The sequence below is a fragment of the Marinobacter sp. 1-4A genome (assembly GCF_016597725.1).
Classification (GTDB): domain Bacteria; phylum Pseudomonadota; class Gammaproteobacteria; order Pseudomonadales; family Oleiphilaceae; genus Marinobacter.
Genome location: NZ_VCGY01000006.1, coordinates 96,402 through 109,968, shown reverse-complemented (window position 1 = coordinate 109,968; position 13,567 = coordinate 96,402). Strand labels below are relative to the sequence as shown.

The window sequence follows — 13,567 nt, the reverse complement described above, 5'->3', positions numbered from 1 at the left end:
GTTCTGGCCTCTTTGTATGTGTCAGCTTTCAATCGAGCCGCTCAGGCTAGCAATTCCACAAGAATCTGCTCATAAATCCGGGATAGAGTGTCTAGGTCCTCAGCTTTTACGCACTCGTTCACTTTGTGAATGGTCGCGTTGATGGGGCCAAGCTCCACAACCTGCGCGCCGGTTGGTGCGATGAAGCGCCCATCAGACGTTCCACCAGACGTAGAGAGCTCGGTCTCGCGCCCGGTGACGTTCCGAATGGCGCTCTGGCTGGCAGACACCAGCGCGCCCTTATCCGTAAGGAAGGGGCGACCACTGAGGTGCCACTGTAGGTCGTATTTCAGATTGTGTCGCTCAAGTGTTGCCACAACCCGCTCCTCAAGGCTCTCCGCCGTGTTTTCTGTGCAGTATCGGAAGTTGAAGTGCACCAGACATTCGCCGGGGATGATGTTGCTACCAGTGCCAGCTTCCATTTTTGTAATTTGGAAGGTTGTAGGCGGGAAATAGTCGTTGCCGTTGTCCCAAAACTCATTCGCCAGCGTATGCAGAGCCGGTGCGACTGCATGGATGGCATTCTCAGCCAGATGGGGATAGGCAACATGGCCCTGAACGCCCTGTACCGTTAAGTAGCCGTGCAGCGAGCCCCGGCGGCCGTTCTTGATGACATCACCGACTTCATGAGTGCTGGAGGGTTCACCAATTAAGCACCAGTCAATTTTTTCTGAACGGGCTTCCAGCGCTTCGATAACCTTCACCGTTCCGTTTTGGGCCGGGCCTTCCTCATCACTGGTAATCAGCAGGGCGATGGAGCCGCGATGATTCGGGTGAGCACTTACGAAGCGTTCACATGCAGTGATGAAGGCCGCGAGACTGCCTTTCATGTCGGCAGCGCCCCGGCCATGGAGGTAGCCATCCTTGATAACCGGATCAAACGGCGGGTGAGACCAGTTTTTTTCAGGCCCGGTAGGAACCACGTCGGTATGGCCAGCAAACGCAAGCACAGGCCCCTCTGAGCCTTTGCGCGCCCAGAGGTTGTCGGTGTCGCCAAACCGCATGTGCTCTCCGGCAAAACCCAAGGGAGATAGCCGCGACATCATGAGTTCTTGGCAGCCCGCATCATCTGGCGTTACTGATGGCCGGCTGATCAGGTCGATGGCCAGTTTGATTGTTGGTGAATCAGTTATTTGCATGGAGTTCGTCGTTCAGCTCGATAGCGGATTGATTGGTTTTACATTCAACCGCGCCGGTTTGGCTGTTACGGCGGAACAGAAGGTCTGGCTTGTTGGCCAGATCGCGGGCTTTGATGATTTCAACCAGTTCGTTGCTGTCGTCCAGCAAGGCAACTTTAGTGCCAGCAGTAATGTATAGGCCAGCCTCAACCTTGCAGCGGTCACCCAAGGGAATGCCAATACCCGCATTGGCGCCGATCAGGCAGTTTTCGCCAACAGAAATAACCATGTTGCCGCCACCAGACAGAGTACCCATGGTAGAACAGCCACCACCGAGGTCGGACCCTTTGCCCACCATCACGCCTGCAGAAATGCGGCCTTCAATCATGCTGGTGCCTTCGGTGCCAGCATTGAAGTTGATAAAGCCTTCGTGCATAACGGTTGTACCTTCACCCACGTAAGCGCCAAGGCGTACGCGCGCTGTATCTGCAATGCGAACGCCATTGGGAACTACGTAGTCCGTCATCTGCGGGAATTTGTCTACGGATTTCACTTCCAGAGAACGGCCTTCGAGGCGGGCCTTGAGCTGACGTTCCGGCAGCTCGTTCAGGTCAATGGCGCCTTCGTTGGTCCACGCAAGGTTAGGCAGTAGGCCGAAGATGCCGTCCAATTTCAGCCCGTGGGGTTTTGCTTGCCGGTGGGAGATCAGATGTAGCTTAAGATAGACCTCCGGCGTGCTTGAAGCAGTATCGTCTGTTTCCAGAACGGTCACTACAACCGGGCGTTTGCTGTTGGCCGCTTTCTCTGCCAGTGATGCCTGATTTGTTGAGCCGATTTGGCGCAGAGCCTTTGCAAATTCAACCAGTTGTTCAGCGGTTGCATGGATTGCCCGGTTTCCGCCTTTGTAATCCAGAGCAGTCCCCACTACATCAATCAGCTCTGTCTCGGGTGTGATGATCGGTTGCTGGTAAAAAACCTCCAGCCATTCTCCCTGATTGTTTTGGGTGCCGATACCTATGCCGAATGCAAAGCTCATGCAGTGATTGCTCCTGTCTATTTGATCGTGTTTATTTGATGATTGTTGCCCAGTCATCGGCATTGAAGCCGACATAAATCGCGCCGTCATATTCGACGACGGGCCGTTTAATGATGGAGGTGTTTTCCAGCATAATATCGTGGGCAGATTGGGCGCTGATAGTATCACGAACCTCGTCGCTGAGTTTGCGCCAGGTGGTGCCGCGGCGATTCAGCAGGGTTTCCCAGCCCACCGCTTTTTCCCACTGGGATAACCGGCTTTCATCCAGCCCTTCTTTTTTGAAGTCGTGAAACTCGTAGTTAATGCCTTGCTCATCAAGCCATTTACGGGCTTTTTTGACGGTGTCGCAATTGCGAATGCCATAGAGCTTCATAATTCAGTTTGCCTTTACAAATTCAACGATGCGCCTTGCGGCTTCGACGCACTCTTCCAGTGGTGCAACCAATGCCATGCGAACTCTGTTTTCGCCCGGATTGTGGCCATCCACAGTACGTGATAAATAGCGGCCGGGCAGAACATGAACGTTTTGCTGAGCTGACAACTCTTTTGCAAAGGTTTCATCGTCCATTGGGGTGGTCGGCCAGAGGTAAAATCCCGCATCGGGAAAGTCCACTTCCATGACTTCGCGCAGAATAGGCACAACGGCTTCAAACTTGGCACGATAAGCCGCTCGGTTCTCCCGCACGTGATCTTCATCTTGCCAAGCGGCAATGCTTGCGAGTTGGTTATGAACCGGCATGGCGCAGCCATGGTAGGTTCGGTAACTCAGATAGCCTTTCAATATGCTTGCGTCACCCGCTACAAAGCCGGATCTCAGGCCCGGCAGGTTGCTGCGTTTCGATAGGCTGTGGAAAACAACACAGCGTGCGAAGTCGTTACGGCCCATAGCAGCGCAAGTCTGTAGTAGGCCTTCCGGTGGGTTGTTTTCATCAGGGTAGAGTTCCGAATAGCACTCATCTGAGGCAACAATAAAGTCATACCTGTCTGCAAGTTCAATAACCTTGGTTAGGGTACTCCGTGGTATGACTGCCCCGCTGGGGTTTCCTGGAGAGCAAAGAAATAACACCTGACAATCCCGCCATACGGATTCCGGCACCGCGTCGAAGTCCGGAATAAAACCGTTGGAGCCATCGCAGGGCAGGTAAACCGGCGTCGCACCTGCTAAAAATGCGGCCCCTTCGTATACCTGGTAAAAGGGGTTGGGGCTTACAACTGTGGCCTGCCTGCTTGCATCAACCACCGCCTGCACAAGTGAAAAGATGGCCTCGCGGGTGCCGTTTACCGGGACGATATTGTGTTCCGGGTCCAGAGAGCCTGCTTTCAGCTGAAATCGTTGAGTGGCCCATTGGCTAATGGCCACCCGCAGCTCACCCAGACCCCGGGTGGTGGGGTAGTTGGCCATCCTATCGAGATTGTCTGCAATCACCTGTTTTACAAACTCAGGGGACGGGTGTTTGGGCTCGCCAATACCGAGGGATATAGCTTGCAGATGCTCTGGTACCGAAATACCGGCTTTGAGTTTCGCCAACTTCTCGAAGGGGTAGGGGTGTAGCTTTTTCAGGTTGGGGTTCATTGAGTTTCGTCCAGCATTTTGCATAGGTCTTGCTGTAGGGCGCGGCACACGGAAGGGTCGCTGATTGGTTCGCCTTGCTCGTCGGTCACAAAGAAAACGTCCTCCACGCGCTCGCCCAAGGTAGCAATTTTGGCATTACTCAAGCGTATACGATGATCCAGCAGCACCTGACCAATCCGTGCCAGAAGGCCGGGACGGTCAGGCGTAATCACTTCAATCACCGTGCGCTCGTTAATGGTGTCGTTGGAAAACAACACTTCGGTTGGGAAGGCAAAGTGCCTGAGCTGTCGCGGCGTGCGGCGGTGAATGATGTCAGGGTAGTCCTCCGGATCATCCAACTCTTCGATCAGGCGCCTGCGCACACGCTCTTTGCGAGCAGGGTCCACACCCAGCGGTTGGCCCTTCTCGTCCAGAACCACATAGGAGCTGATGGTGAAGGGGCTATCATTCGAGCTGATGCGGGCATCAACAATGTTCAGGTTGAGTTGCTCCAGCACGGCTGTTGTTGCTGCAAACAGGGTGGCCCGGTCTTTCATGTAAATAATGATTTGGGAGAAACCATCGGTGGGGCCGCCGTGAGTATCCCGAATAAGCACCAGTGGCCCGGGCGTGTCGCCATGATTGATGATTGCGGCTGTTTGCCAAGCAATATCAACCGTGGAATCCTGCAGAAAGTAGTCCTCATCGACAGTATCCCAGATAGCATCTATCTGCTCGTCGGTGATGTTTTGGGCATGGAGAATGTCCCTTGCCTCAGACTGGGTCGCGCGTACCCATTCCTGTCTGTCTACAGGAATTTCCGTGCCTTGCCTTAGGGCTCTCTTGGCTTCTAGATACAGTTGACGCAGTAGGGATGCGCGCCAGGTGTTCCAGAGTTTTGGGTTGGTGGCGCTGATATCGCAAACCGTAAGGATGTACAGATAATCCAAATGCGCCTGGCTGGGCACTGCGCGAGCAAAGGAACGAATAATGTCCGGGTCGGAAATATCTTTTCGCTGCGCCGTCATCGACATCAAAAGGTGGTTTTCTACCAGCCAAGAAACCAGTTGGGTGTCACGCTCACCTAAGTGGTGGCGCTCACAGAAGGATTCGGCATCTACGGCGCCAAGCTCTGAATGGTCTCCGCCACGGCCCTTGGCGATGTCGTGGTATAGGCCCGCAATATACAGTAGTTCTCGCTTAGGTAGGCCGTGGATTAACCGGGCGGCCAGCGGGTAGTCGTCGCGAGCCTCCGGGCCACTCATTCGAACCATGTTGCGAACAACCCGCATGGTGTGTGCGTCAACAGTGTAAATATGGAAAAGGTCGTGCTGCATCTGGCCGATAATTTGGCCGAATTCGGGCAGGTAGCGGCCCAGCACGTTGTACTTTTTCATGGCGGAGAGGGTTGTATCCAGCCCGTGGGGTGTTTTTAATAGCTCCATGAACAGGGATGTCACAGCCAAGTCAGCCCGAAAAGCATCGTCAATCAGATGCCTGTGTGCCCGCAAAGAGCGAATGGTGGTCGCCCGGATTCCCTTTATTTCAGGGTGCTGCGCCATCAGTACGAAAATTTCCATAATTGCGTAGGGCGAGTAGGCAAACACCTGATTGTTTACCGCTTCTATATAACTGTTGCGAATCTGGAAGCGTTTGTTGATGGGTTGTATGTTGTCCTCTGTGCCGGTGCCGAGTATCGCCTCATCGTAAAACTGAAGGATAACGTCAGCCAGTTCGGCAAGCGCCAATACAGCCCGATAGTACGATTGCATCATGAGCTCTACATCGAGCCGCTTGCCTTCGTCTTTATAGCCCAGCATTTGGGCAAGGGCGCGTTGGTGATCGAACAATAGGCGGTTTTCATTTCGGTTTGCGATCAACTGAAGCCCGTAACGCAGCCGCCACAGCAGAGTTTCACCTTGTACCAAAACCTGATGCTCTTCATCCGTTAAGATGCTGAAACGGGTGAGGTCGGCGATGCTTTGTAATCCAAAGTGCCGCTTGGTAATCCAGCCGATGGTTTGTATATCCCGCAGGGCTCCGGGAGAGCTCTTTACGTTGGGTTCGAGGTTGTACTCGGTATCGCTGTATTTTTTGTGGCGCTGCTGCTGCTCTCTGCGCTTTGCAATAAAGTAGTCGCGGTCTGTGGTGATGTTGTCGGAGTAGGCTTGTTCACTAAGCTCTTTGCGCAGCTCGTCTGGGCCCGCAATTGTACGGGTTTCCAATAGGTTTGTGAGGGTGGCTACATCGCCTCTTGCGGCAGATTTGCTTTCATCAATACTGCGAACGCTATGGCCGATGTCGAGCTTGAGATCCCAAAGCAGGGTCACAAAGGCTCCAAGATCTTCCTGCCATTCCGGGTCCATACCATTTCGGGTGAGAATGAGCAGGTCAATATCCGAGTGCGGGTGCAGCTCACCACGCCCATAGCCGCCAACGGCGACCAGTGCAATGTCCGATGAACTGGAGAAGGGGTAGCGGTTCCAGATCAGCTCCAGAACGGTGTCTACCGTATCGGCTCTGGAGCGAACCAGAGCCCTTACGTCTGCGCCCTGCCGGAAGGCTTCGGCATCTGCATCATAGCGTTCTTTCAGCAGTTCTCTGGCTGCCTTGATCGGGGAAAGATCCCCACTGATTCTGGCCACCAGCTCCTGACGCGTCACTTAAAAAGACTCCTCCGATCGCTTGGTCAGCACTTCATAGCCATCAGCTGTGACAAGAATTGTGTGCTCCCACTGTGCTGAAAGCTTGTGATCTTTGGTGACGACGGTCCACTGATCCGGGAGCAGTTTGGTTTGGTACTTGCCTTGGTTGATCATCGGCTCGATCGTAAAGGTCATGCCTTCCTGAAGTTCCATTCCGGTGCCTGGCTTGCCGTAGTGCATAACCTGTGGCTCTTCATGAAACACCTTGCCGATGCCGTGCCCGCAGTAGTCACGCACCACGGAATAACGATGTTTTTCAGCGTGCTGCTGTATCACGTGGCCAATATCACCCAAGCGTGTGCCGGGCTTGACCAGTTCAATGCCTTTATATAGGCATTCCTGGGTAATTTTGATCAGCCTCTCTGTTCCCGGCTTGGGCTTGCCGACAATCCACATCTTGCTGGTATCGCCGTGGTATTCATCCTTGATTACAGTCACATCTATATTGACGATGTCACCATCTTTAAGGATCTTTTTCTCTGAAGGTATGCCGTGGCAGATGACGTGGTTAACGGATATGCAAACAGATTTCGGGAAGCCTTTATAGTTGAGTGGGGCCGGGATGGCATCCCTCTCGTTAACAATATAGTTGTGGCATATCTGATTGAGCTCTTCGGTGGAAACACCAGGTTTGACATGTTCCCCTATCATCTCGAGAACGTCAGCCGCCAAGCGACCGGCCACACGCATCTTTTCAATTTCTTCCGGAGTCTTGATCGATACTTGCATTGAGCTTCCCATTGATTTGTGTCAAACGAGCATTTTAAGGGTCCCGCGCTCAGGGTACAAGGAAGGCTCGATGCAAAATTAATGGCGTGAGGTCACCGATTTATGGTATAAACGCGCCCGCTGGAAACAAATCCGGCAAATTCACACACGTGTCAGCACGTTGCCCCAGGGTGCCTGCTCCCGCTTTAAGAAGTGTAAGGGATGCCTGGTTGGGGTAATTGGACGCGTGGAGGACTAACCCGAAGCTAAACTAAGGTAATATCATGGCTCAGGTAAATATGCGTGACCTGCTCAAGGCAGGTGCTCACTTCGGTCACCAGACTCGCTACTGGAACCCGAAAATGTCGAAGTACATCTTCGGCGCCCGTAACAAAATTCATATCATCAACCTTGAGCAGACTGTTCCTGCTATGAACGAAGCTCTAGATTTCGTTCAAAAGCTGACAGAAAGCAAGAACAAGATCCTGTTTGTCGGCACCAAGCGCGCCGCAGCCAAGGTCATCAAGGAAGAAGCCGAGCGTTCCGGCCAGCCTTTTGTTAACCACCGCTGGCTTGGTGGCATGCTGACCAACTACAAGACCATCCGTCAGTCCATCCGTCGCTACCGTGATCTGGAAGCCCAGAGCAAAGACGGTACTTTCGACAAGCTGACCAAGAAAGAAGCTCTCGAGCGCACCCGTGAAATGGACAAGCTTGAGCGTTCTATCGGTGGTATCAAGGATATGGGCGGCCTGCCTGATGCCTTGTTCGTTATCGACGTAGACCACGAACGTATTGCTATTAAAGAAGCTAACAAGCTGGGTATCCCCGTTATCGGTGTTGTTGATACCAACAGCAACCCGGACGGCGTTGATTTCGTTATCCCCGGTAACGATGACGCTATCCGTGCGATCCAGATTTACGTAAAAGCTGTTGCTGATACCTGCCTGGAATCAGCACAAGCCGGTGGCGCTGACGAGTTTGTAGAAGTTGCAGAAGAATCTGCAGGTGCCGCTCCAGCTGCTGAGTGATGCATTCGCGTCACTGATGAGATGTAAGGCATGCCCGGGTGAATTGCCGGGCATGCCTCCCTACCGAATTCGGAAAAGTTAAGAGGACTGAACATGGCTGCTATTACCGCTGCAATGGTCAAAGAGCTGCGTGAGCGCACTGGCCTTGGCATGATGGAGTGCAAAAAGGCTCTGGTTGAATCTGAAGGTAGTGTAGACGCGGCAATCGAAGAGTTGCGTAAGTCTTCCGGCCTCAAAGCCGCCAAAAAAGCTGGCCGTACAGCCGCTGAAGGTGTGTCGCTGATCAAAATCTCTGACGACAACACTGTGGCTTACGTTTTGGAAGTAAACTCCGAGACAGATTTTGTTGCTCGCGACGACAACTTCCTGAATTTTGCCAACGACGTGTTGAGCGTTGCTTTCGAAAAAGACGAAACCGACGTTGCCAAGCTGATGGAAGGTGATCTGGAAGCCAAGCGCGAAGCTCTGGTTCAGAAGATTGGTGAGAACATCACTGTTCGCCGTCTGGTTTCAGTGAAAGGCCCGGTTGTTGGTGGTTACGTTCACAGCACCAACAAAATTGCCTCGGTTGTGGCTTTGACAGCTGGTGATGCCGAGCTTGCCCGCGATATCGCGATGCACGCTGCTGCGGTTAACCCACGGGTTGCCAAGCCGGAAGATATGCCTGCTGAAGAGCTGGAAAAAGAGAAAGAAGTCATCAAGGCTCAGCCGGATATGGAAGGTAAGCCTGCCGAAATCGTTGAAAAAATGATGGGCGGTCGTATCCAGAAGTTCCTCAAGGAAAACAGCCTTGTTGAACAGCCTTTCGTAAAGAACCCGGAGCAAACCGTTGGCCAGCTTATCAAAGCGGCTGGTGGTGAGTTGGTTGGTTTTGTTCGTCTGGAAGTAGGCGAAGGCATTGAGAGAGAGGAAGTGGACTTTGCCGCCGAGGTTGCTGCTGCAGCCAACGAAGGCAAGGCCTAATCCCTTTTTAGGCGCTTTAACACCGAGTTACAGCGCCATTCTAGTCTGCCACGTTGGTCGGTTTTTCCGGCTCTCGTGGCGGGCTTGTATCTGAGATGTCCTTTTTTCAAGGGATATGTCAGATACAAGCCTGCAACGCGTATCAAGCCGGATAGCAGCCAACACATGAAAGGGGATCAGTATGCCGACATCACCTAAAAATCAGCCAAGATACAATCGGGTTTTGCTCAAGCTCAGTGGCGAAGCCCTGATGGGCGAACACGATTTCGGCATTGACCCCAAAGTTCTAGACCGTATGGCCCTTGAAATCGGCGCATTGATCGGCATTGGTATTCAGGTGGGATTGGTGATTGGTGGTGGTAATCTGTTCCGGGGCGCATCGCTCAGTCAAGCGGGTATGGACAGGGTAACCGGTGATCATATGGGTATGTTGGCAACCGTTATGAACGGTTTGGCTATGCGCGACGCTCTCGAGCGCTCGAACATTCGCACCCGGGTAATGTCGGCCATTCCCATGAGTGGTATTGTTGAGCATTATGATCGTCGGCGGGCCGTTCGCGACCTGAAAGATGGTGATGTGGTTATATTTTGTGCAGGTACTGGCAACCCGTTTTTTACCACCGATTCGGCAGCCTGCTTACGTGGTATCGAAATTGAAGCAGATGCAGTACTGAAGGCAACAAAGGTTGATGGTGTCTATTCTGCGGATCCTTATCTCGACCCGACCGCCGAAAAGTATGACAAGCTGACGTACGATGAAGTGTTGGATAAGAAACTCGGCGTGATGGATCTGACAGCAATCTGTTTGGCGCGGGATCACGGCATGCCGCTGCGAGTATTTGATATGAACCGTGCGGGCGCTCTAACGCGCATCGTGACCGGTGAGAAAGAAGGTACACTGATTGAATAATGGGCGCTGTGTTTGCCCGTCGAACGAATTGAGGATGATTACGTGATTGACGATATAAAAACTGAAGCCGAAAAGAAGATGAAGAAGAGCCTGGACGCTCTGACCTCGGCGTTCAATAAAATCCGAACCGGCCGTGCCCATCCGTCTATTTTGGACAGTGTGATGGTTAACTACTACGGTCAAGAGACGCCACTGAAGCAAGTTGCCAGTGTAAACGTGGAAGATAATCGTACTTTGGCCGTATCGCCTTGGGAAAAGAATCTGGTACCTGTTATCGAGAAGGCTATTATGGCTTCCGATCTAGGGCTCAATCCGGCCACCAGTGGCGATCTTATCCGCATTCCTATGCCGATGCTGACCCAGGAAACCCGAAAGGAAATGGTTAAGCAAGCCAAAGCGGATGCCGAGAATGCTCGTGTTTCTGTGCGCAATGCGCGCCGTGATGCCAACAGCATGATGAAAGAATTGCTGAAGGAAAAGGATATTACGGAAGATGACGAGCGCAGAGGTGAAGACGAAATCCAGAAGCTGACAGATCGCTACATCGCCGAAGTCGAGAAGATGCTCAAGGCAAAAGAAGAGGACCTGATGGCGGTTTGATCGCATCGGTTCACTTGAAAGCGAAACATACGGCCGGCAGTGGCTTTCTGCAGGCTGTACAGGGGATTTCATGACGGGAACAGTATCCGCAGGAATTCCGGTGTCGGCTGATAACCGGCCCCGGCATGTGGCCATTATCATGGATGGTAATAACCGGTGGGCGAAAGAACGCCGGTTAAAAGGGGTGGCGGGGCATAAAGCCGGTGTTGATGCTGTAAAAGCGGTTGTTGAGACCTGTGCCCGCGAGGGTATAGAGGTGCTCACGCTGTTCGCCTTCTCAAGCGAAAACTGGCGGCGACCCAAGGACGAAGTGTCGGCTCTGATGAAGCTGTTTCTTTTTGCCTTGGAGCGGGAAGTTAGAAAGCTTCACCGCAATGATATCCGCCTGCGCATCATTGGTGACCGCTCTGCGTTTAACGCAACCTTGCAAGAACACATGGCCAAGGCAGAAGCCCTTACACAGCACAACACCAGAATGACACTGGTCATTGCTGCAAACTATGGCGGCCACTGGGACATCACCCAAGCGACCCGGCAGGTTGCGGAAATGGTGAAGAGCGGCGAGGTTGCACCCTCTGATATTACCGACGATCTCATTCAGCAACACCTGAGCATTGGTGATCTCCCGATGCCGGATTTAATGATCCGAACCGCAGGCGAACAACGGATTAGCAACTTTATGCTTTGGCATCTGGCCTACACGGAACTGTATTTTTCGCCCGTGTTCTGGCCTGAGTTCAAAGAAGATGAAATGCGCAAAGCACTGCAGGCCTACGCAGGACGTCAGCGGCGTTTTGGTCAAACAGACGATCAAATTGCTGCCATGCCCGCACAACAATAACGAATGACAGCGACCTCTATTGTGCTAAAAACCCGAATCATCACAGCTCTTATTCTCGCGCCCATTGCTATCGGTGGCATCTTCTTTCTACCTCCAATGGGTTTTGCGCTATTTACCGCTGCGATTATTACGTTAGGGTCTTGGGAGTGGGCAAATATGTCTGGCTTTGAGCAGCAGTCGGGTCGAATTGCCTATGCCGCTGTTATCGCACTCATCCTCTACAGTCTTCTCAACGTCTCTGCCGTGCCGGTGCTTTGGCTGGCACTTATCTGGTGGGTGGTCTGCTTTTTGTTGGTGCGCAGTTATCCCGCAGGTTCCGAACGCTGGGGCAGCGCGCCAATGCGAGCGCTCATGGGGGTATTGGTTCTGGTGCCCGCGTGGGTGGGGTTAAACCACCTTCGAACCGGCGGCTTTCAGTTCGGCAGCACAGACAACAACTTGCTGCTGATATTGTATGTGTTTTGCGTTGTCTGGGTGGCAGATATTGGTGCTTACTTCTCCGGTAGAGCATTCGGCAAGGCCAAGCTCGCGCCCAGAGTCAGCCCCGGAAAGTCTTGGGCGGGCGTATACGGCGGGTTAATTGCGGTAGGTGCTTTTGCGTTGGTTGTAAGTTTGCTTGCCTCCGCAAACGCTACGGAAACTACTTTGCTGGTTGTCGCTACCCTAGTGACGGGCTGGGTATCGGTGCTTGGCGACCTGCTTGAAAGTATGCTCAAACGCTTCAGAGGTATCAAGGACAGCAGCGGGCTGCTGCCCGGGCATGGCGGTATTATGGATCGGATCGACAGCCTAACGGCGGCCATTCCAGTGTTCGCGCTCATAATCACACTGTTGGGTTGGCTCGCGGTCGGGCCTTTGTGAATATGGTAAGCCGCTCTATTACGGTGCTGGGAGCTACTGGTTCGATCGGGCTCTCAACTCTGGATGTGATCCGCCGTCACCCTGATCGATTCTCTGTTTACGCTCTAACCGCCAGTACCCGTGCCGACGAGCTTGCAACGCTATGCCGTGAATTTCGTCCGAAAGTTGCGGTGATGGCCGATGCAGCAGCCGCCAAAAAATTAACTGAATTGCTTTCAGACCTCCCGGATATATCTGTTTTGAGTGGCGAAGCGGGGCTTTGTGAGGCAGCTTCCGCCCCGGATGCCTGTACCGTAATGGCGGCGATAGTTGGCGCAGCGGGGCTTGCGCCGACATTGGCCGCTGTGCGCGCTAGTAAGCGGGTGTTATTGGCCAACAAAGAAGCGCTGGTTATGTCCGGTCAGCTTTTTATGGACGCGGTATCTGCCTCCGGGGCTGAGTTGTTGCCTATAGATTCTGAGCACAATGCAATCTTCCAGTGCTTGCCCGCCGATAAAGTACGCGACCCTGAAGGCGCTGGCATTACCCGAATTCTTCTCACGGCGTCCGGAGGCCCCTTCAGACAGCACAGTGCGGAAGATCTAATGTCGGTGACGCCAGCTCAGGCCTGCGCCCACCCAAATTGGTCTATGGGTCAGAAAATTTCTGTCGACTCGGCCACTCTGATGAATAAAGGGCTTGAGCTGATTGAAGCCTGTTGGTTGTTTAACACCACGCCCGAACGCATCGAAGTTCACGTACACCCAGAGAGCATTATTCACTCCATGGTAGAGTATGCCGATGGTTCGGTGCTGGCCCAACTCGGCAGTCCTGATATGCGCACGCCCATCGCCAACGGTTTGGCTTGGCCCGAGCGTATTGATGCGGGCGTTGCTCCTTTGGATCTTTTTTCAATCGGGCGGTTTCATTTTGAACGGCCGGATTTGTTGCGATTCCCCTGCCTGCGCCTAGCGGCAGAGGCCTTTCAGTTGGGTGGAACCGCACCTGCAGTGCTTAACGCTGCAAATGAGGTTGCGGTAGGTGAGTTCCTCAAGGGGAATCTTGCGTTTACGGACATTCCGGTAGTCATTGAGCGAACACTAGCTGCAACCCCCGTGGTGCCAGCAGACAGTTTTGATACCATCTTTGCGAAGAACTCAGAAGCGCGGCAGCGGGCTCGGGAACAGATTGGCCTGTTAACTGTCTGAAATAACTTAGAGATTT

At 53.1% G+C, this 13,567-nt stretch carries 13 protein-coding genes; 7 read left to right on the top strand and 6 right to left on the bottom strand.

The window, feature by feature from the left end:
* Positions 1-41: 41 nt before the first annotated feature.
* The 6 genes from dapE to map are packed head-to-tail and all read right to left on the bottom strand — an operon-like array spanning position 42 to position 7,179.
* A complete protein-coding gene (gene dapE, locus FE845_RS13860; RefSeq protein WP_200365928.1) occupies positions 42-1,172 on the bottom strand; it encodes a succinyl-diaminopimelate desuccinylase in 1,131 nt (376 codons plus the stop codon).
* On the bottom strand, positions 1,165-2,193 hold the full coding sequence (gene dapD, locus FE845_RS13855; RefSeq protein ID WP_200365650.1) for a 2,3,4,5-tetrahydropyridine-2,6-dicarboxylate N-succinyltransferase: 1,029 nt from the start codon (positions 2,191-2,193) through the stop codon (positions 1,165-1,167). Before dapD ends, dapE begins: the two co-directional genes overlap by 8 nt.
* Positions 2,194-2,224: 31 nt before the next feature.
* The gene (locus FE845_RS13850; RefSeq protein ID WP_200365648.1) at positions 2,225-2,566 is read right to left on the bottom strand and encodes an ArsC family reductase; all 342 of its coding nucleotides are present in this window, start codon (positions 2,564-2,566) and stop codon (positions 2,225-2,227) included.
* Between the two features lie 3 nt (positions 2,567-2,569).
* Positions 2,570-3,766, bottom strand: a complete 1,197-nt coding sequence (dapC, locus tag FE845_RS13845; protein WP_200365646.1) for a succinyldiaminopimelate transaminase — start codon at positions 3,764-3,766, stop codon at positions 2,570-2,572.
* Positions 3,763-6,408, bottom strand: coding sequence for a [protein-PII] uridylyltransferase (locus tag FE845_RS13840; RefSeq protein WP_200365644.1), 2,646 nt, complete (start codon positions 6,406-6,408; stop codon positions 3,763-3,765). The genes dapC and FE845_RS13840 overlap by 4 nt, the downstream gene beginning before the upstream one ends.
* The gene (map, locus tag FE845_RS13835; protein ID WP_200365642.1) at positions 6,409-7,179 is read right to left on the bottom strand and encodes a type I methionyl aminopeptidase; all 771 of its coding nucleotides are present in this window, start codon (positions 7,177-7,179) and stop codon (positions 6,409-6,411) included.
* Positions 7,180-7,442: 263 nt separating this feature from the next.
* On the opposite strand from map, the gene rpsB reads away from it, so the two are divergent.
* From rpsB to ispC, 7 genes are all read left to right on the top strand, one after another.
* On the top strand, positions 7,443-8,189 hold the full coding sequence (gene rpsB, locus FE845_RS13830; RefSeq protein WP_200365640.1) for a 30S ribosomal protein S2: 747 nt from the start codon (positions 7,443-7,445) through the stop codon (positions 8,187-8,189).
* Positions 8,190-8,282: 93 nt separating this feature from the next.
* Positions 8,283-9,152 carry a translation elongation factor Ts gene (gene tsf / locus FE845_RS13825; protein WP_200365638.1) on the top strand — a complete coding sequence of 290 codons (870 nt, stop codon included), beginning with the start codon at positions 8,283-8,285 and terminating at the stop codon, positions 9,150-9,152.
* 181 nt (positions 9,153-9,333) lie between these two features.
* Positions 9,334-10,062, top strand: a complete 729-nt coding sequence (gene pyrH, locus FE845_RS13820) for a UMP kinase (protein WP_200365636.1) — start codon at positions 9,334-9,336, stop codon at positions 10,060-10,062.
* A gap of 42 nt (positions 10,063-10,104) precedes the next feature.
* Positions 10,105-10,662 carry a ribosome recycling factor gene (gene frr / locus FE845_RS13815; RefSeq protein WP_200365634.1) on the top strand — a complete coding sequence of 186 codons (558 nt, stop codon included), beginning with the start codon at positions 10,105-10,107 and terminating at the stop codon, positions 10,660-10,662.
* Between the two features lie 70 nt (positions 10,663-10,732).
* Positions 10,733-11,503 (top strand): polyprenyl diphosphate synthase, encoded by a 771-nt coding sequence (uppS, locus tag FE845_RS13810; RefSeq protein ID WP_200365632.1) that lies wholly within the window; start codon positions 10,733-10,735, stop codon positions 11,501-11,503.
* A gap of 21 nt (positions 11,504-11,524) precedes the next feature.
* Positions 11,525-12,364 (top strand): phosphatidate cytidylyltransferase, encoded by an 840-nt coding sequence (locus FE845_RS13805; RefSeq protein WP_200365918.1) that lies wholly within the window; start codon positions 11,525-11,527, stop codon positions 12,362-12,364.
* Positions 12,365-12,366: 2 nt separating this feature from the next.
* Positions 12,367-13,551, top strand: a complete 1,185-nt coding sequence (gene ispC / locus FE845_RS13800) for a 1-deoxy-D-xylulose-5-phosphate reductoisomerase (RefSeq protein WP_200365916.1) — start codon at positions 12,367-12,369, stop codon at positions 13,549-13,551.
* Positions 13,552-13,567: the final 16 nt, after the last annotated feature.

Bases quoted from the DNA above. Each gene is read 5' to 3' on its own strand.
- dapD (WP_200365650.1), bottom strand. From the start codon at position 2,193: ATGAGCTTTGCATTCGGCATAGGTATCGGCACCCAAAACAATCAGGGA.
- FE845_RS13850 (WP_200365648.1), bottom strand. From the start codon at position 2,566: ATGAAGCTCTATGGCATTCGCAATTGCGACACCGTCAAAAAAGCCCGT.
- dapC (WP_200365646.1), bottom strand. From the start codon at position 3,766: ATGAACCCCAACCTGAAAAAGCTACACCCCTACCCCTTCGAGAAGTTG.
- map (WP_200365642.1), bottom strand. From the start codon at position 7,179: ATGCAAGTATCGATCAAGACTCCGGAAGAAATTGAAAAGATGCGTGTG.
- rpsB (WP_200365640.1), top strand. From the start codon at position 7,443: ATGGCTCAGGTAAATATGCGTGACCTGCTCAAGGCAGGTGCTCACTTC.
- tsf (WP_200365638.1), top strand. From the start codon at position 8,283: ATGGCTGCTATTACCGCTGCAATGGTCAAAGAGCTGCGTGAGCGCACT.
- pyrH (WP_200365636.1), top strand. From the start codon at position 9,334: ATGCCGACATCACCTAAAAATCAGCCAAGATACAATCGGGTTTTGCTC.
- uppS (WP_200365632.1), top strand. From the start codon at position 10,733: ATGACGGGAACAGTATCCGCAGGAATTCCGGTGTCGGCTGATAACCGG.
- ispC (WP_200365916.1), top strand. From the start codon at position 12,367: ATGGTAAGCCGCTCTATTACGGTGCTGGGAGCTACTGGTTCGATCGGG.